Origin of the sequence: Pantoea sp. GM_Pan_3 (assembly GCF_026541045.1) — a bacterium.
In the GTDB taxonomy this organism is placed as follows: Bacteria; Pseudomonadota; Gammaproteobacteria; order Enterobacterales; family Enterobacteriaceae; genus Pantoea; species Pantoea anthophila.
In genome coordinates this window covers 190,531-208,429 of sequence record NZ_JALNVA010000002.1, presented here as the reverse complement: position 1 = coordinate 208,429, position 17,899 = coordinate 190,531, and the positions used below count along the sequence as shown (strand labels likewise).

The window sequence follows — 17,899 nt, the reverse complement described above, 5'->3', positions numbered from 1 at the left end:
TCTGGTGGTGCAGCTAAATGCATCGAAGAATATTAGCACTCATTGCTCAAAAGACGTGGGCCGTTTTCCGGGGAAGATTGTGCTAAATCAGTGCGGGCATAACCCGTTTTGGTTTTGTCATTATATCGATTGACAGTACATTACATGTTCATCTATTCAATTTGCAATGGTAACCCCATGACAAGACCTCGTCTTATCCTCGCTGCGCTGACCGCACTGACCTTTTCCAGCCCGCTGCTCGCCGAACAGATCGGCTCTGTCGACACGGTGTTTAAGATATTCGGGCCTGACCACAAGATTGTCGTTGAAGCCTTCGACGATCCGGATGTTAAAAATGTAACCTGCTATATCAGCCGGGCGAAGACCGGTGGGATTAAAGGCGGGCTGGGACTGGCTGAAGATACCTCCGATGCGGCGATTTCGTGCCAGCAGATTGGGCCAGTGGAGCTGAGTGAGAAAATCGCGCAGGGCAAAGCGGAGGGGGAGGTGGTCTTCCGCCAGCGTACCTCGCTGATCTTCAAAAAGCTGCAGGTGGTGCGCTTCTTCGATAAAAAGCGTAACGCCCTGGTCTATCTGACCTACTCCGATAAAGTCGTCGATGGTTCACCGAAGAATGCGATCAGCGCCGTGCCGATTATGCCGTGGCACTGAGCATAAAAAAAACGCCCGCAGGGGCGTTTTTTTTCAGGCTTACCGCAGCTTACTCATGCAGGTCGCCGCAGAAGCGGTAACCTTCGCCATGGATGGTGGCGATGATTTCAGGCGTGTCCGGCGTCGATTCGAAATGCTTACGAATACGACGGATGGTCACATCCACGGTGCGGTCGTGCGGCTTGAGGTCACGGCCGGTCATTTTTTTCAGCAGATCGGCACGGGTCTGAATCTTGCCCGGATTTTCGCAGAAGTGCAGCATGGCGCGGAACTCACTGCGTGGCAGTTTATAGTGCTCGCCGTTCGGGTTGATCAGTGAGCGGCTGTTGATATCCAGCTCCCAGCCATTGAATTTGTAACTCTCAACCTGACGGCGCTCTTCGCCCGGCATGGCGAGATTCATGGTGCGCGACAGCAGATTACGGGCACGAATCGTCAGCTCACGCGGATTGAACGGTTTGGTGATGTAGTCGTCAGCGCCAATTTCCAGACCGAGAATTTTATCAACTTCGTTGTCACGGCCGGTCAGGAACATCAGGGCGACATTGGCCTGTTCGCGCAGTTCACGGGCCAGCAGCAGGCCGTTTTTACCCGGCAGGTTGATGTCCATGATCACCAGGTTAACGTCATTGTCGGTCAGCACCTGATGCATTTCTGCACCATCAGTCGCCTCATACACCACATAACCTTCTGCCTCGAAGATGCTCTTGAGGGTGTTACGCGTGACCAGTTCGTCTTCAACGATAAGAATGTGCGGGGTCTGCATGTTTAGCTACCTAAAATTTGCCAACAAATTGAAAACAGGGCGTACAGCGGTATGGCGTTCTCCATCATCGAGAGCAGCGGGCCGCGCTGAACCGTTGTACGAAATCATATTTTGATAAGCCATCTATCAACGTCAACAACAGTATTAGCTCAGCCAGTCAGGATGAAAATTGCATGCCCCAGGCGAGAATGATAATGGCGCATATCCTAACTGCATTAACAGCAACCTAACAGCACCAACTACAACCGATAAGCATAAAAACAACGCTTCGTTGACTTATATCAAATGCAATTGTAGCACGTTAACACTTTTGTGAAAAACTTCTCGTAGATTGCCCGTTTAGCTCACAAAAAGCATCATTTTCATTACATTTTTCACGCTTCGGTTCCAAAATGAAACCCACTGGTAATCACATTCTATCCTGTTGAACTTAAATGTATTAATAGTGGTTTCTTTAATAAAGGCCGCTTCGCCGGTAAAAAGATTCGGACCGCTTTTTTTAACCGGTTTTAACAATGTTAATCACCGCTTTTCTTATTCGCTTCCGCCCGCTGAATCCTGAACAGTCATGTTAATATGGCGTTATGTAAATGGACCAATGGAATAAATATGCTCTTCCCCCTGATTCTCGTCTCGCCCGCGCGGCCAGAAAATATCGGCGCTGCGGCGCGCGCCATGAAAACCATGGGCTTCAGCCAGCTGCGCATTGTCGCCAGCGACGCCTGGCAGGACCCGGCCGCGCGCCGGGTCGCGCATGGCGCGGGTGAGATCCTCGATAACGTCCAGACGTTTGCAACGCTGGCTGACGCATTAGCTGACATCGACTTCTCCGTCGCCACCACTGCGCGCAGTCGGGCAAAGTTTCGCTACTACGCCACGCCAGAGCAGGTTGAAACACAGCTGCTGGAGAAGCGTCAGTGGGTAAAGAGTATGGCGCTGGTATTTGGCCGCGAAGACAGCGGGCTGACCAATGAGGAGCTGGAGCAGGTCGATCTGCTGACCGGCATCCCGATGGCGAATGACTATCCATCACTCAATCTCGGCCAGGCGGTGATGGTCTACTGCTATCAGCTGTCGAAGCTGAATCAGGTTGAGGCTCCGCTTACCGCCGCCGCAGACGGGCAGCAGTTGCAGGCGCTGCGGCAGCGCTTGCATCAGCTGCTGGCGCAGCTGGAGGTGAGTGATGATGAGAAACTCTCTGGCTGGATCGATCAGCGGGTGGGGCTGCTGGAACAGCGCGACACGGCGATGATGCATCGTCTGCTGCACGATATTGAAAAAAAACTCGCAGATTAATCCTCGGCGAAAATCTGATTTTGCAGTAACAGATCGCAGAGAAGTTCAGCATCGCAAACGATCAAAGAGCGTTTTACGATTTCGCCGGTGGCTCTGCGCAGTCAGGGAAACGGGCCCGCCGGACAAATCGGGTTGACTTAATGTGCGCTTTGCTTTACTTCTGGATGCCAGACGGACAGACAAAGACAGACAGAAAAAAATCTCAATGCGTAAAATCAGCCTGAACACCACAATTATTACCATCACCATTACCACAGGTAACGGTGCGGGCTGACGCATACAGGAAAAACAGAAAAAAAGCCCGCACCTAACCAGTGCGGGCTTTTTTTTCGGCTTAAATTCAGGAGAGTTTATATCATGCGAGTGCTGAAATTCGGCGGGACCTCGGTAGCGAATGCGGAGCGGTTTCTTCGCGTCGCTGACATTCTGGAAAGTAATGCGCAACAAGGACAGGTTGCAACCGTGCTCTCTGCGCCAGCAAAGATCACTAACCACCTGGTGGCGATGATTGAAAAAACCATCAGTGGTCAGGACGCTTTGCCGAATATCAGCGACGCTGAGCGCATCTTCAGCGAGCTGCTGCAGGGCCTCGCTGAGTCACAGCCTGGCTTTGAATATGAGCGGCTGAAAACCCGCGTGGACCTGGAGTTTGCGCAGCTGAAGCAGGTGCTGCACGGCATCAGCCTGCTGGGGCAGTGCCCGGACAGCGTCAACGCGGCGATCATCTGCCGCGGTGAAAAGCTCTCGATTGCCATTATGGAAGCGCTGCTGCAGGCACGCGGTCATGAGGTCAGCGTAATCGATCCGGTAGAGAAGCTGCTCGCTGTCGGTCACTACCTGGAGTCCACCGTCGACATCGCCGAATCGACCCGTCGCATCGAAGCCAGCCAGATCCCGCCGCAGAATATGATCCTGATGGCGGGCTTTACCGCCGGCAACGAGCGCGGTGAGCTGGTGGTGCTGGGCCGTAATGGCTCAGACTACTCGGCGGCCGTACTGGCCGCCTGTCTGCGCGCCGACTGCTGTGAAATCTGGACCGATGTCGATGGCGTCTATACCTGCGATCCGCGTCAGGTGCCGGATGCCCGCCTGCTGAAATCGATGTCCTATCAGGAAGCGATGGAGCTCTCCTATTTCGGGGCCAAGGTGCTGCATCCCCGCACCATTGCGCCCATCGCGCAGTTCCAGATCCCGTGCCTGATCAAAAACACCGCCAATCCGCAGGCGCCCGGCACCCTGATTGGGGCAGAAGGCGAGCAGGATGAAAATCCGGTGAAAGGCATCACCAACCTGAATAACATGGCGATGGTTAACGTCTCCGGTCCCGGCATGAAAGGGATGGTCGGGATGGCGGCCAGGGTGTTTGCGGCGATGTCGCGCACCGGCATTTCCGTGGTGCTGATCACCCAATCCTCGTCTGAATACAGCATCAGTTTCTGCGTGCCGCAGAGCGAGCTGGCGCGGGCGCGTCAGGTGCTGGAAGAGGAGTTCTATCTGGAGCTGAAAGATGGCCTGCTGGACCCGCTGGATATCATTGAAAATCTGGCGGTGATCTCGGTGGTGGGCGATGGCATGCGCACCCTGCGCGGCATCTCAGCCAAATTCTTCTCGGCGCTGGCGCGCGCCAACATCAATATCGTGGCGATTGCGCAGGGCTCCTCTGAACGTTCCATCTCCGTCGTGGTTAACAACGACGAAGTGATCACCGGGGTGCGCGTGGTGCATCAGATGCTGTTCGCCACCGATCAGGTTATCGAAGTCTTTGTGGTGGGCGTCGGCGGCGTCGGCGGTGCGCTGCTGGATCAGTTACATCGCCAGCAGGCGTGGCTGAAGCAGAAGCATATCGACCTGCGGGTCTGCGGCATCGCCAACTCGCATGCGCTGTTGACGAATGTTCACGGCATCGATCTGAGCCACTGGGAAGCAGCATTAAGCGAAGCCAAAGAGCCTTTCAATCTGGCGCGCCTGACCCGGCTGGTCAAAGAGTATCATCTGCTTAATCCGGTGATTGTGGACTGTACCTCCAGCCAGGCGGTCGCCGATCAGTATGCCGATTTTCTCAGCGAAGGTTTCCACGTGGTGACGCCGAACAAAAAGGCTAACACCTCATCCTGGAACTACTACCAGCAGATGCGTGCCGCCGCGGCCAAATCGCGCCGCAAGTTCCTTTATGATACTAACGTCGGTGCCGGTCTGCCGGTGATCGAAAACCTGCAGAACCTGATGAACGCGGGTGATGAGCTGCTGCGCTTCTCCGGCATCCTGTCTGGCTCGCTCTCCTTTATCTTCGGCAAGCTGGATGAAGGCGTCTCCCTGTCTCAGGCGACTCAGATGGCGCGGGAGATGGGCTTTACCGAACCCGATCCGCGTGACGATCTCGCCGGCACAGACGTGGCGCGTAAGCTGCTGATCCTGGCGCGCGAAGCGGGTCATCAGCTGGAGCTGACGGATATTGAGATTGAGCCGCTGCTGCCCGCCAGCCTGACCGACATTGCAGACGTTGAGCAGTTTATGCAGCGCCTGCCCGAGCTGGACAACGCCTTTGCCGCGCGGGTTGCGCAGGCGCGTGATGCGGGTAAAGTGTTGCGCTATGTCGGCTTGATCGAAGAGGGCGGCGTCTGCAAAGTCAGAATTGACGCCGTAGACAGCAACGATCCGCTCTTTAAGGTGAAAAATGGCGAGAATGCGCTGGCATTTTACAGCCGCTACTATCAGCCGATCCCGATGGTGCTGCGCGGGTACGGTGCAGGAAATGATGTGACAGCGGCCGGTGTCTTTGCCGACCTGCTGCGCACGCTGTCATGGAAGTTGGGAGTTTAAAAATGGTAAAAATTTACGCACCGGCCTCGATTGGTAACGTCAGCGTCGGCTTCGATGTGCTGGGCGCGGCGGTTTCGCCGGTGGACGGTTCCCTGCTGGGTGACTGCGTCTCCGTGGAGGCGGCAGAGCACTTTTCACTGACCAACGCCGGACGTTTTGTCAGTAAGCTGCCCGCCGATCCTAAAGAGAATATCGTTTATCAGTGCTGGCAGCGCTTCTGCGAGGCGGTGGGCAAAGAGATCCCGGTGGCGATGACGCTGGAGAAGAACATGCCCATCGGCTCCGGGCTGGGCTCCAGCGCCTGCTCGGTGGTGGCCGGTCTGGTCGCGATGAATGAATTCTGCGGTAAGCCCCTCGATGACAGCACCCTGCTGACGCTGATGGGCGAGCTGGAAGGGCGCATCTCCGGCAGCGTTCATTACGATAACGTCGCGCCCTGCTTCCTTGGGGGCATTCAGCTGATGCTGCAGGAGAATGAGATTATCAGCCAGGCCGTGCCCGGCTTTGATGACTGGCTGTGGGTCATGGCCTATCCGGGCATTAAAGTCTCGACCGCCGAAGCGCGCGCGATTTTACCGGCGCAGTACCGCAAAGAGGAGTGCATCAAGCATGGCCGCCTGCTGGCGGGCTTCATTCACGCCTGCCATACGCGTCAGCCGCTGCTGGCCGCTAAACTTATGCAGGATGTCATTGCTGAACCTTATCGCACCAGACTGCTGCCGGGCTTCGCCGAGGCGCGACAGGCGGCCAAAGATATCGGCGCACTGGCGTGCGGTATCTCAGGCTCTGGTCCGACACTTTTCGCCGTTTGCAATCAGATGGAAACGGCACAGCGGATGGCTGACTGGCTGAGCCAGCACTATCTGCAGAACGATGAAGGCTTCGTCCATATCTGCCGTCTCGACACGGCTGGCGCACGACAATTGGGATAACGCATGAAACTCTACAATCTTAAGGATCACAACGAGCAGGTCAGCTTCGCCCAGGCGGTGAAACAGGGTCTGGGATCGCAGCAGGGTCTGTTCTTTCCGCTGGAACTGCCGGAGTTTGAACTGACAGACATCGACGCGATGCTGGAGATGGATTTTGTCAGCCGCAGCAGCAAAATTCTGTCGGCTTATATTGGTGATGAGATCCCGGCCGAACAGCTGCATGAGCGTGTTAAAGCCGCGTTTGCGTTTCCGGCACCGGTCAAAGCGGTCAGTGAAGATGTGGCCTGTCTGGAGCTGTTCCACGGCCCGACGCTGGCGTTTAAAGATTTCGGCGGCCGTTTTATGGCGCAGATGCTCTCCTATGTTTCCGGTTCAGACGAGCAGATCACGATTCTGACCGCGACCTCCGGTGATACCGGTGCGGCCGTGGCCCACGCCTTCTACGGCATGGAGAATGTGCGTGTGGTGATCCTCTATCCACAGGGCAAGATCAGCCCGCTGCAGGAGAAACTCTTCTGTACGCTGGGCGGCAACATCGAAACTATCGCCATCGACGGCGATTTCGATGCCTGTCAGGCGCTGGTCAAGCAGGCGTTCGATGATGAAGCGCTGAAAAAGACGATTGGCCTGAACTCAGCTAACTCCATCAACATCAGCCGCCTGCTGGCGCAGATCTGCTACTACTTTGAAGCGGTGGCGCAGCTGCCGCAGGAAAAACGCAATCAGCTGGTGGTTTCCGTGCCAAGCGGCAACTTCGGGGATTTAACGGCGGGTCTGCTGGCGAAATCACTGGGGCTGCCGATCAAGCGCTTTATCGCCGCCACTAACGCCAATGACACGGTGCCGCGCTTCCTCGGAAACGGCGAGTGGCAGCCTAACCAGACGGTCGCGACCCTGTCGAATGCGATGGATGTCAGCCAGCCGAACAACTGGCCGCGTGTGGAAGAGCTGTTCCGCCGTAAAACCTGGCGGCTGACCGACCTGGCCTGCGGTGCGGTCTCTGACGAAACCACCCGTGCCGCCATGCGTGAACTGGCTGAGATTGGCTACATTTCTGAGCCTCACGCCGCCATCGCCTGGCGTCTGCTGCGCGATCAGCTGCAGGAGGGCGAGTATGGCCTGTTCCTCGGCACCGCCCATCCGGCCAAATTCCGTGAAAGCGTGGAAGCGATCCTTGAGCAGACCCTGACGCTGCCGCCGGAGCTGGCGGAGCGTGCGGAACTCCCGCTGCTGTCACATCAGATGCAGGCGGACTTTGCCGCGCTGCGGGCATTTCTGCTGAAATAATCTTTCCCGGCTGCGGGAAAGAGAAGACGCGCGGGGCTACTGCTCCGCGCGCTTGAACACCAGCTCGCTTTCGCTGCTGCTGGCTGCATCAAAACGGTAGCCTTCCAGATCAAACGCCTTAAGCTGCTCCGGCTTTGTCAGGCGCTCCTGAATCACATAGCGACTCATCAGGCCGCGCGCCTTTTTGGCGTAGAAGCTGATAACTTTGTAGCTGCCATTTTTCTCATCCAGGAACACCGGCTTAATCATCTGCGCCTGTAACGCTTTCGGTCTGACCGCCCGGAAATATTCATCCGAGGCGAGGTTGATCAGAACGTTGTCGCCCTGTTCCGCCAGTGCGGCGTTCAGCGTTTCGGTGATGAGGTCACCCCAGAAGGTATAGAGATCTTTACCTGCCGGATTTGCCAGCCGAATGCCCATCTCCAGGCGGTAAGGCTGCATGAGATCGAGTGGACGCAGCACGCCATACAGGCCAGACAGCATGCGCAGGTGCTGCTGCGCAAAATCGAAATCCTGATCGCTGAACGTTTCCGCCTGCAAACCGGTATAAACATCGCCTTTAAACGCCAGAATCGCCTGGCGGGCATTCTGCGGCGAGAAGTCGGGCTGCCAGCTGTTAAACCGCTCGGCATTCAGGTGCGCCAGTTTGTCGCTGATGCCCATCAACGAGGCGATGCTGGCCGGTGACAGGTCACGCGCAATCTCAATCAGCTGTTGTGACTTTTCTAACAGCGCAGGCTGGGTATAGCGGGTTGTCGCCAGCGGACTGTCATAATCCAGCGTCTTGGCGGGAGAGATCACCATCAACATAGTTGCTTCCTCGTTTAATGCCTGCTTTAACAGGATATTGGCGGCTTATCAGGCTCCGCAGTGTAGCAAAAAAGCCGCAAAGAATGACGAATCACACCTATTTGTTCGCGCTATCGTAAACGGCATTCCCTGACCTTGCGCCACCGTTGGCGCGTGATATTATCGCAACAGCCTTTTTTCACACTGACAGTTAACTAAGAGAAAAGAACATGACGGACAAACTTACCTCCCTGCGTCAGCTCACCACCGTCGTTGCCGACACCGGTGATATCGCAGCCATGAAGCTGTATCAGCCGCAGGATGCCACGACTAACCCTTCTCTGATTCTTAACGCCGCACAAATCCCTGAATACCGTAAACTGATCGATGAAGCGATCGGCTGGGCGCGTGAGCAGAGCAGCGATAAAGATGAGCAGCTGCAGCTGGTTTCTGACAAGCTGGCCGTAAATATTGGTCTGGAAATTCTCAAACTGATCCCGGGCCGTATTTCGACCGAAGTGGATGCGCGTCTCTCTTACGACACCGAAGGCAGCATCAATAAAGCCCGTAGTCTGATCAAACTCTACAACGATGCCGGTATCAGCAATGACCGCATCCTGATCAAACTGGCCTCAACCTGGCAGGGTATCCGCGCCGCGGAGCAGCTGGAAAAAGAGGGCATCAATTGTAACCTGACGCTGCTGTTCTCCTTCGCTCAGGCGCGTGCCTGTGCCGAAGCGGGCGTCTTCCTGATCTCTCCGTTTGTGGGTCGTATTCTGGACTGGTACAAAGCCAACACCGACAAAAAAGAGTACGCGGCACACGAAGATCCAGGCGTGGTTTCTGTTTCTGAAATCTACAACTACTACAAGCAGCACGGCTATGAAACCGTCGTGATGGGCGCCAGCTTCCGTAACACCGGCGAAATCATCGAGCTGGCTGGCTGTGACCGTCTGACCATTTCGCCTGCGCTGCTGAAAGAGCTGGCCGAGAGCGAAGGAACCCTGGAGCGTAAACTGAGCTACAGCGGTGAAGTGAAAGCGCGTCCGGCCCGCATGACCGAGTCTGAGTTCCTGTGGCAGCACAACCAGGATCCGATGGCGGTAGCGAAGCTGGCAGAAGGCATCCGCAACTTTGCCGTTGACCAGGGCAAACTTGAGAAGATGCTGGCAGAACTGCTGTAATCCTCCGATCGTGACGGCGCAGGCCGTCACGGTTTTCCCTTTTCCGACCCTTTCACTTTGTATTATCCTTTCGGCTATTCCCCTTTTACTCCACCGCACCGCGGTCATTCACAGCGAAGCTAACCATGAATACATTACGCATTGGCCTGATCTCGGTTTCCGATCGCGCCGCGAACGGCATCTACCAGGATCAGGGGATTCCCGCACTGGAGAGCTGGCTCAGCACGGCCATCAGCAGCCCGTTCGAAATGGAGTCCCGACTGGTGCCGGACGAGCAGCCGATGATTGAGCAGGCGATTTGCGAGCTGGTCGATGAACGCTTTTGCCATCTGGTGCTGACCACTGGCGGCACCGGCCCGGCCCGGCGCGACGTCACTCCCGACGCCACCTTAGCCGTCGCCGATCGGGAGATGCCCGGATTCGGTGAGCAGATGCGCCAGATCAGCCTGCAGTTTGTGCCGACCGCGATTCTGTCGCGTCAGGTTGGCGTGATCCGTAAGCAGTCACTGATCCTCAATCTGCCTGGTCAGCCGAAGTCGATCAGGGAGACACTGGAGGGGCTGAAAGATGAGCAGGGCAACGTCAAAGTCCACGGCATTTTTGCATCTGTACCTTATTGTTTACAGCTGCTGGAAGGCCCGTATGTCGAAACTCATCGCGACGTGGTAGCAGCATTTCGGCCTAAAAGCGCGATACGTGAGATAAACAACTAAATATTGTCCATTTCAGGCATAAGCTATAGCCCGGCTGGTGTGGCAAAAGATTGACGGTATAGTAATTAGATCTTTACAACCCGATCTTTTGCCTCTGGACTATTATGAACCTGACCTCTACGCAGCGTCTGACCGGTAAGGGTTACAGAACCCTGGCGCTGGCCGCACTGGGCGGCGCGCTGGAATTTTACGACTTCATCATTTTTGTCTTCTTCGCCACCGTCATTGGCGAACTCTTTTTCCCCGCCGATATTCCCGAGTGGCTGCGCCAGCTACAGACCTTTGCCATTTTTGCCGCCGGCTATCTGGCACGTCCGCTGGGCGGCATCGTGATGGCCCACTTTGGCGATAAAGTGGGGCGTAAGAAGATGTTCAGCCTGAGCATTATGCTGATGGCGCTGCCGACATTGATGATGGGCGCGCTCCCCACCTGGCAGACCATCGGCGTGGCCGCACCGTTACTGATGCTGCTGATGCGGATGCTGCAGGGGGCGGCGATTGGTGGCGAAGTGCCGGGAGCCTGGGTGTTTGTCGCTGAGCATGTGCCCTATAAACGTATCGGTATCGCCTGCGGCACACTGACGGCCGGGCTGACCATCGGGATTTTACTGGGGTCGCTGGTGGCGACGCTGATCAATACCTCACTCTCACCCCAGGCGATTCATGATGGCGGCTGGCGCATCCCGTTCTTCCTCGGCGGCCTGTTCGGGCTGGGCGCGATGGTGCTGCGCCGCTGGCTGCATGAGACGCCGGTGTTTGTGGAGATGCAGCAGCGTAAAGCGCTCTCCAGTAAGCTGCCACTGAAAACCGTGCTGGCTGAACATAAAAAATCGGTCGTCATTTCCATGCTGCTGACCTGGCTGCTCTCCGCCTGCATCGTGGTGGTGATCCTGATGTCCCCGGTCTGGCTGCAAAAACAGCTGGGCATTGCGCCTGCGCTGACGCTGCAGGCCAACAGCCTGGCCACCGTCATGCTCTGCTTCGGCTGTATTATTGCCGGCCTGGCGGCCGATCGCTTCGGTGCCAGCCGCACGCTGTGTGTCGGCAGCCTGCTGCTGGCGATCTGCTGCTGGCAGTTTTATCATCTGACTGCACTCTATCCGCAGCAGCTCTTCCTGCTGTATGGACTGGCCGGCCTCAGCGTTGGTGCCGTGGGCGCCGTCCCATTCGTGATGGTGCGTGCCTTTCCGGCGGAAGTCCGTTTCACCGGTATCTCCTTCTCCTACAATCTCGCCTATGCGATTTTCGGCGGCCTGACACCGATTTTTGTGTCGCTACTGATGAATGTGTCGGTGATGGCCCCATGCTGGTATGTGATGGCACTGGCGCTGGTGGGACTGGTTACGGGGATCTGGCTGCGGCGTGATATCAGCCACGAGCCAGAACTGCATCAGGGGGTTAATTCGCTGTAGTGAGAGGACGCGGAGCCTGACTCCGCGTCTTATCAGGCGTGATGGGGCTTCTCGCCCGTCGGCAGAACGGTACGGCCAAAGGTTTCGTTCAGCACTTCCCCCATGGCCAGATAGCAGGCGCTGGCGCCGCAGAGAAGGCCAACCCAGCCTGCCGTGGTGACCAGCGCAGGCAGATGCATCAGATGCGCTACGGCCAGCAGCAGAAACAGCAGCGTGAGCGTGGCGAAAACAAACTGCAGCATCCGCGCACCTTTCAGCGTGCCGACAAACATAAACAGCGTGAAGATGCCCCACAGAAGCAGCCAGGCCCCCAGAAAACGTTCGTCGGGGGCGTTCGCGAGGCCCATTTTCGGCAGCAGCAGAATCGCCACAAAGCTTAACCAGAACATCCCGTAAGAGGTAAAGGCCGTCAGCCCAAAGGTGTTATTCTTTTTAAACTCCAGCAGGCCTGCCAGCACCTGCGCAATCCCACCATAAAAAATCCCCATGGCCAGAATCGCGACGTCCATCGTGAACAGGCCCGCGTTGTGCAGGTTAAGTAAAACCGTTGTCATGCCAAATCCCATTAATCCCAGCGGGGCAGGGTTGGCCAGTGTTGAATTTGCCATAGTTCCTCGGCGGTCAGTAAACGTTGATGATAAAAAGCGCTCCGCTTCACTCCATCGAGCGGAGCGGCGCATCATATTCAGCGTTCTGCCTGGGTTCTTTGATCCCGACCGGGCCAGAGGTGAAAATTTTTTTTGGTTTAACCCTTGATGCGCATCGAAGCGGCCCCATTTACTTCTCATCGAGCGTTGTGAACGTTGGAAAAAAAGCATGTGCTGGCAGGTTGAATGCAAACAACCCGCCCACATAAAAGGTTCACAACCCAAATTGGCAACGAATTTAAGTGGGAGATGTTTAGATGGGTAAGATTATTGGTATTGACCTGGGTACAACCAACTCTTGTGTTGCGATCATGGATGGCACCAAAGCACGCGTGCTGGAAAATGCCGAGGGCGATCGCACCACGCCTTCAATTATTGCGTACACACAGGATGGCGAAATTCTGGTCGGTCAACCGGCTAAACGTCAGGCAGTGACCAACCCGCAGAATACCCTGTTCGCAATTAAGCGTCTGATCGGTCGTCGCTTCCAGGACGAAGAAGTTCAGCGTGATATTAAAATCATGCCGTACAAAATCGCCAGCGCTGACAACGGCGACGCCTGGCTGGAAGTGAAAGGCCAGAAAATGGCACCGCCGCAGATTTCGGCTGAAGTGCTGAAGAAAATGAAAAAGACCGCCGAAGATTACCTCGGTGAGCCAGTGACCGAAGCGGTGATCACCGTTCCGGCATACTTTAACGATGCACAGCGCCAGGCGACCAAAGATGCAGGCCGCATCGCGGGTCTGGAAGTTAAGCGTATCATTAACGAACCAACCGCTGCTGCACTGGCCTACGGCCTGGACAAAGGTCAGGGTAACCGCACCATCGCCGTGTATGACCTGGGTGGCGGTACCTTCGATATCTCTATCATCGAGATCGACGAAGTTGATGGCGAAAAAACCTTTGAAGTTCTGGCAACCAACGGTGATACCCACCTGGGTGGTGAAGACTTCGACAGCCGTCTGATTAACTATCTGGTAGCTGAATTTAAGAAAGATCAGGGCATCGATCTGCACAACGATCCTCTGGCGATGCAGCGTCTGAAAGAAGCCGCAGAGAAAGCGAAAATCGAGCTCTCTTCTGCTCAGCAGACCGACGTTAACCTGCCGTACATCACTGCAGATGCGACCGGTCCTAAGCACCTGAACATCAAAGTGACCCGCTCTAAGCTGGAGTCACTGGTTGAAGATCTGGTTGCTCGCTCAATCGCGCCACTGAAAGTTGCGCTGCAGGATGCGGGCCTGTCGGTTTCTGACATCAACGACGTTATCCTGGTCGGTGGTCAGACCCGTATGCCACTGGTTCAGGCGAAAGTCACCGAGTTCTTTGGTAAAGAGCCACGTAAAGATGTGAACCCGGACGAAGCCGTTGCTGTCGGTGCTGCGGTTCAGGGTGGTGTACTGGGTGGCGACGTGAAAGACGTGCTGCTGCTGGACGTAACCCCGCTGTCACTGGGTATCGAAACCATGGGTGGCGTGATGACGTCGCTGATCAGCAAAAACACCACTATCCCGACCAAGCACAGCCAGGTCTTCTCGACTGCTGAAGATAACCAGTCAGCCGTGACCATTCACGTGCTGCAGGGTGAGCGTAAGCGCGCCAATGACAACAAGTCACTGGGCCAGTTCAACCTCGACGGTATCCAGGCTGCGCCTCGCGGTATGCCGCAGATCGAAGTCACCTTCGACATCGATGCGGATGGTATCCTGCACGTGTCGGCGAAAGATAAGAACAGCGGTAAAGAGCAGAAAATCACCATCAAAGCCTCTTCCGGTCTGAACGACGAAGAGATCGAAAAAATGGTGCGTGATGCGGAAGCGAACGCAGAAGCTGACCGTAAGTTCGAAGAGCTGGTACAGACGCGCAACCAGGGCGATCAGATTGCCCACAGCACGCGTAAGCAGCTGGAAGAAGCCGGCGATAAACTGTCAGCAGATGACAAAGCGCCAATCGAAGCCGCACTGGCCGCGCTGGAAACTGCGCTGAAAGGCGAAGACAAAGCGGAAATCGACGCCAAAATGCAGGCGCTGATGGAAGTGTCCGGCAAACTGATGGAAGCCGCACAGCAGTCTCAGGCAGGTGCAGCCGATGCCGGTGATGCGTCAGCGAAGAAAGATGACGACGTTGTCGATGCTGAATTCGAAGAAGTAAAAGACAACAAGAAATAATTGCCCCTGACCGGGCGCGACGGCTGGCCTGACAGCCGTTGAAACCAGCACGGGCGTCGGAGATCTCTCCACGCCCGTGCGATCATGTTAAGGGCTAAATAAACATGGCGAAGAGTGATTACTACGAGATTTTAGGCGTCGCCAAATCCGCGGACGAGCGTGAAATCAAAAAGGCGTACAAACGCCTGGCAATGAAATTTCACCCGGATCGTAATCCCGGAGATAAAGAAGCCGAAGCCAAATTCAAAGAGGCTAAAGAAGCGTACGAAATCCTGACCGATGCGCAGAAGCGTGCGGCCTACGATCAATATGGTCATGCAGCCTTTGAACAGGGCGGCATGGGTGGCGGTGGATTCGGCGGCGGCGGCTTTGGCGGCGGCGGTGCAGACTTCAGCGATATCTTTGGCGACGTATTCGGTGACATCTTTGGTGGTGGACGCCGTCAGCGCGCATCCCGCGGCGCCGATTTACGCTACAACATGGAGCTGACGCTGGAAGAAGCGGTACGCGGCGTGACCAAAGAGATCCGCATTCCAACGCTGGAAGAGTGTGATGTCTGCCACGGCAGCGGCGCGAAACCGGGCACGCAGCCACAAACCTGTTCGACCTGTCACGGTGCAGGCCAGGTGCAGATGCGCCAGGGCTTCTTCACCGTTCAGCAGGCCTGTCCGACCTGTCACGGTCGCGGCTCGGTGATCAAAGATCCGTGCAACGCCTGTCACGGTCACGGTCGCGTTGAGAAGTCGAAAACGCTGTCAGTGAAAATTCCGGCCGGGGTCGACACCGGCGATCGTATCCGTCTGAGCGGAGAAGGCGAAGCGGGCGAGCAGGGCGCGCCAGCGGGCGATCTCTATGTTCAGGTCTCGGTGAAGAAACACCCGATTTTCGAACGTGAAGAGAATAACCTCTACTGCGAAGTGCCGATTAACTTTGCGATGGCGGCGCTGGGCGGTGAGATTGAAGTGCCGACGCTGGATGGACGCGTGAAGCTGAAAGTGCCGTCAGAGACCCAGACCGGCAAGCTGTTCCGCATGCGCGGACGCGGCGTGAAATCTGTCCGCGGTGGTGCGGTTGGTGACCTGTTGTGTCGCGTCGTGGTGGAAACACCGGTCAGCCTGAACGAGAAACAGAAATCGCTGCTGCGTGAACTGGAAGAGAGTTTTGGCGGTCCGAGCGGCGAGCACAACAGCCCGCGCTCCAAGAGCTTTTTCGACGGTGTGAAAAAATTCTTTGACGACCTGACCCGATAAACCGGGAAAGATAAAACGGAGCCCTGGGCTCCGTTTTTTTTGGCCTCTGATCAGGGATGCTGCACACCGACTGCTCCGCAGCGTAGCCGGGCCTGCGGATGTTCCGGTCAACGCGAGCGACAACGCCGGGCACAAGCTGCTGTTAACGGGCGATATGAGTCGTTACACTTATTCACTTTCACTCGCCGATCAGGAAGATAAACGTTGAATAAGCCTCGGAAACTCAGAAACCTCCTCAGGAGCTTCATTGAAAGTGATGCCAGTAACGGCATGATATTAATCCTGGCAGCCGTGGCGGCCATGATCCTCGCCAATACCGCTGCGACGGCCGAAGGCTATCAGGCGTTACTGAATGAGCCTGTCCAGATCCGCTTTGGTGCGCTGGATATCAGCAAAAATCTGCTGTTATGGATAAACGATGCGCTGATGGCGCTGTTTTTCCTGCTGATTGGGCTGGAGGTGAAGCGCGAGCTGAGGGTCGGTGAACTCGCAAGCCGGGAGAAGGCAATCTTTCCGGTTATCGCAGCCCTGGGAGGCATGGCGCTGCCCGCCCTGATCTTTCTGGCTTTCAACCACGGTGATGAGATTGCCCGCAACGGCTGGGCGATTCCCACGGCAACGGATATCGCGTTTGCACTGGGGGTGCTGGCCCTGCTCGGCAGCCGGGTTCCTGCTGCGCTGAAAGTGTTTCTGATGGCGCTGGCGATTATCGATGATCTGGGGGCGATTGTGATTATCGCCCTGTTCTATACCAGCGGCCTGTCGATGCTCTCTCTGGGCGTGGCGGCAGCGGCGATTGTGGTGCTGGCCCTGCTGAATTACTTCAACGTCCGCAAAATCTCGATCTACATTCTGGTGGGCATTGTGCTCTGGACCGCCGTCCTTAAGTCGGGTGTTCATGCAACGCTGGCAGGCGTTATCGTGGGCTTCTTTGTGCCGCTGGAGAAGAGAGAGGGGCACTCGCCAGCAGAGCATCTGGCGCACGGCCTGATGCCGTGGGTGAACTGGCTGATTCTGCCGCTGTTTGCCTTTGCCAATGCCGGTATTTCACTCGCCGGTATTACGCTGGGCGATATCCTGTCACCGGAACCGGCAGGCATCATCTTTGGCCTGTTAATCGGCAAACCCCTGGGCATTACGCTCTTCTGCTGGCTGGCCGTCAGATTGCGGCTGGCGGTATTGCCTGGCGGCACCACCATCCGCGATATCATGGCGATCGGCGTGCTGTGCGGTATCGGCTTCACGATGTCGATATTTATCAGTTCACTGGCCTTTGATGCCGCCCATGAGCAGCTGGTGACGTTCTCTAAGCTGGGAATTCTGACCGGTTCTCTGCTCTCCGCCGTATTGGGATATAGCCTGTTACGGGTCAGGCTGCGTTAAGAGAGGGGAGGCGAAAGCCTCCTTTTTTCGCCCTGCATCACCCTCACGGGGAATGGCGGTGCGGCAAATGACAGGCGAAAAAAAACCGGCGTAAGCGCCGGTTCTTTCAACAAAGCGATAAACAACAGGCGATTAAGCCAGTTTGTTGATCTGTGCAGTCAGGTTTGCTTTATAACGTGCAGCTTTGTTTTTGTGGATCAGACCTTTAGCAGCCTGACGGTCCACGATTGGTTGCATTTCATTGAATGCGTTCTGCGCAGCAGCTTTGTCGCCTGAAGCGATCGCCGCGTATACTTTCTTAACGAAGGTACGCATCATAGAGCGGCGGCTAGCGTTATGCTTACGGCGTTTCTCAGATGTTACGGCGCGTTTCTTAGCTGATTTGATATTAGCCAAGGTCCAACTCCCAAATGTGTTCTATAGAGACAAATCAAAGGCCGAGGACTATGCCCTTCCAACCTGATTTTGTCAATGGATTTGTGCAAATAAGCGTCGCTCTATGAGCAGCACTCGGTTACGTATTTGATGGCGCAAGATTCTACCAGCTTCGCCTTCCTGAATACAGTATTTCGCGACAAAATTCTCAACACGTGCTTCTGTA

Annotated in this window: 16 protein-coding genes and 1 other annotated feature; of the genes, 12 read left to right on the top strand and 4 right to left on the bottom strand. The window is 55.9% G+C overall.

Going from position 1 to position 17,899, the window contains the following annotated elements:
* Positions 1–177 precede the first annotated feature (177 nt).
* Positions 178–651 (top strand): protein CreA, encoded by a 474-nt coding sequence (gene creA, locus OXR04_RS08760; RefSeq protein WP_009092240.1) that lies wholly within the window; start codon positions 178–180, stop codon positions 649–651.
* A gap of 49 nt (positions 652–700) precedes the next feature.
* On the opposite strand, the gene arcA is transcribed toward creA, so the two are convergent.
* Complete coding sequence (gene arcA, locus OXR04_RS08755; protein WP_009092239.1) at positions 701–1,417, bottom strand: two-component system response regulator ArcA; 717 nt, start codon at positions 1,415–1,417, stop codon at positions 701–703.
* Positions 1,418–2,026: 609 nt separating this feature from the next.
* Between arcA and OXR04_RS08750 the strand changes: the two genes are divergently transcribed.
* From OXR04_RS08750 to thrC, 5 genes are all read left to right on the top strand, one after another.
* Complete coding sequence (locus OXR04_RS08750; protein WP_267369783.1) at positions 2,027–2,713, top strand: tRNA/rRNA methyltransferase; 687 nt, start codon at positions 2,027–2,029, stop codon at positions 2,711–2,713.
* Positions 2,714–2,918: 205 nt separating this feature from the next.
* A complete protein-coding gene (thrL, locus tag OXR04_RS08745) occupies positions 2,919–2,987 on the top strand; it encodes a thr operon leader peptide (protein ID WP_111209051.1) in 69 nt (22 codons plus the stop codon).
* Positions 2,926–3,044, top strand: a sequence feature (Thr leader region). (Overlaps the previous gene by 62 nt.)
* Positions 3,045–3,070: 26 nt before the next feature.
* Entirely contained in the window at positions 3,071–5,533 is a 2,463-nt protein-coding gene (gene thrA / locus OXR04_RS08740) for a bifunctional aspartate kinase/homoserine dehydrogenase I (protein WP_267369784.1), read from the top strand.
* Between the two features lie 2 nt (positions 5,534–5,535).
* Positions 5,536–6,465, top strand: a complete 930-nt coding sequence (gene thrB, locus OXR04_RS08735; RefSeq protein ID WP_058957752.1) for a homoserine kinase — start codon at positions 5,536–5,538, stop codon at positions 6,463–6,465.
* Between the two features lie 3 nt (positions 6,466–6,468).
* A complete protein-coding gene (gene thrC / locus OXR04_RS08730) occupies positions 6,469–7,752 on the top strand; it encodes a threonine synthase (protein WP_046101186.1) in 1,284 nt (427 codons plus the stop codon).
* Between the two features lie 36 nt (positions 7,753–7,788).
* Here the strand turns inward: thrC and yaaA are convergent, their stop codons facing one another.
* Entirely contained in the window at positions 7,789–8,562 is a 774-nt protein-coding gene (gene yaaA / locus OXR04_RS08725; RefSeq protein ID WP_046101187.1) for a peroxide stress protein YaaA, read from the bottom strand.
* A 209-nt stretch (positions 8,563–8,771) separates the two neighbouring features.
* Here yaaA and tal point away from each other — a divergent pair, with 209 nt between their 5' ends.
* The 3 genes from tal to OXR04_RS08710 all read left to right on the top strand — a co-directional run bounded on the left by tal (position 8,772) and on the right by OXR04_RS08710 (position 11,850).
* Positions 8,772–9,725 carry a transaldolase gene (gene tal / locus OXR04_RS08720; protein WP_009092233.1) on the top strand — a complete coding sequence of 318 codons (954 nt, stop codon included), beginning with the start codon at positions 8,772–8,774 and terminating at the stop codon, positions 9,723–9,725.
* Between the two features lie 125 nt (positions 9,726–9,850).
* The gene (mog, locus tag OXR04_RS08715) at positions 9,851–10,438 is read left to right on the top strand and encodes a molybdopterin adenylyltransferase (protein WP_009092232.1); all 588 of its coding nucleotides are present in this window, start codon (positions 9,851–9,853) and stop codon (positions 10,436–10,438) included.
* 104 nt (positions 10,439–10,542) lie between these two features.
* Entirely contained in the window at positions 10,543–11,850 is a 1,308-nt protein-coding gene (locus OXR04_RS08710; protein WP_267369785.1) for an MFS transporter, read from the top strand.
* A gap of 32 nt (positions 11,851–11,882) precedes the next feature.
* Here OXR04_RS08710 and satP read toward each other — a convergent pair whose 3' ends face one another.
* On the bottom strand, positions 11,883–12,458 hold the full coding sequence (gene satP / locus OXR04_RS08705) for an acetate uptake transporter (protein WP_267369786.1): 576 nt from the start codon (positions 12,456–12,458) through the stop codon (positions 11,883–11,885).
* A 296-nt stretch (positions 12,459–12,754) separates the two neighbouring features.
* Here satP and dnaK point away from each other — a divergent pair, with 296 nt between their 5' ends.
* From dnaK to nhaA, 3 genes are all read left to right on the top strand, one after another.
* Positions 12,755–14,665, top strand: a complete 1,911-nt coding sequence (dnaK, locus tag OXR04_RS08700) for a molecular chaperone DnaK (protein WP_009092227.1) — start codon at positions 12,755–12,757, stop codon at positions 14,663–14,665.
* 104 nt (positions 14,666–14,769) lie between these two features.
* Positions 14,770–15,915, top strand: coding sequence for a molecular chaperone DnaJ (gene dnaJ, locus OXR04_RS08695; protein WP_009092225.1), 1,146 nt, complete (start codon positions 14,770–14,772; stop codon positions 15,913–15,915).
* 204 nt (positions 15,916–16,119) lie between these two features.
* Complete coding sequence (nhaA, locus tag OXR04_RS08690; protein WP_033736405.1) at positions 16,120–17,298, top strand: Na+/H+ antiporter NhaA; 1,179 nt, start codon at positions 16,120–16,122, stop codon at positions 17,296–17,298.
* 132 nt (positions 17,299–17,430) lie between these two features.
* On the opposite strand, the gene rpsT is transcribed toward nhaA, so the two are convergent.
* Positions 17,431–17,694, bottom strand: coding sequence for a 30S ribosomal protein S20 (gene rpsT, locus OXR04_RS08685; RefSeq protein ID WP_006117633.1), 264 nt, complete (start codon positions 17,692–17,694; stop codon positions 17,431–17,433).
* Positions 17,695–17,899 lie beyond the last annotated feature (205 nt).

Coding starts and splice junctions, on each gene's coding strand:
- thrA (WP_267369784.1), top strand. CDS start 3,071: ATGCGAGTGCTGAAATTCGGCGGGACCTCGGTAGCGAATGCGGAGCGG.
- thrB (WP_058957752.1), top strand. CDS start 5,536: ATGGTAAAAATTTACGCACCGGCCTCGATTGGTAACGTCAGCGTCGGC.
- creA (WP_009092240.1), top strand. CDS start 178: ATGACAAGACCTCGTCTTATCCTCGCTGCGCTGACCGCACTGACCTTT.
- dnaK (WP_009092227.1), top strand. CDS start 12,755: ATGGGTAAGATTATTGGTATTGACCTGGGTACAACCAACTCTTGTGTT.
- OXR04_RS08750 (WP_267369783.1), top strand. CDS start 2,027: ATGCTCTTCCCCCTGATTCTCGTCTCGCCCGCGCGGCCAGAAAATATC.
- arcA (WP_009092239.1), bottom strand. CDS start 1,417: ATGCAGACCCCGCACATTCTTATCGTTGAAGACGAACTGGTCACGCGT.
- tal (WP_009092233.1), top strand. CDS start 8,772: ATGACGGACAAACTTACCTCCCTGCGTCAGCTCACCACCGTCGTTGCC.
- thrC (WP_046101186.1), top strand. CDS start 6,469: ATGAAACTCTACAATCTTAAGGATCACAACGAGCAGGTCAGCTTCGCC.
- OXR04_RS08710 (WP_267369785.1), top strand. CDS start 10,543: ATGAACCTGACCTCTACGCAGCGTCTGACCGGTAAGGGTTACAGAACC.
- yaaA (WP_046101187.1), bottom strand. CDS start 8,562: ATGTTGATGGTGATCTCTCCCGCCAAGACGCTGGATTATGACAGTCCG.
- satP (WP_267369786.1), bottom strand. CDS start 12,458: ATGGCAAATTCAACACTGGCCAACCCTGCCCCGCTGGGATTAATGGGA.
- mog (WP_009092232.1), top strand. CDS start 9,851: ATGAATACATTACGCATTGGCCTGATCTCGGTTTCCGATCGCGCCGCG.
- dnaJ (WP_009092225.1), top strand. CDS start 14,770: ATGGCGAAGAGTGATTACTACGAGATTTTAGGCGTCGCCAAATCCGCG.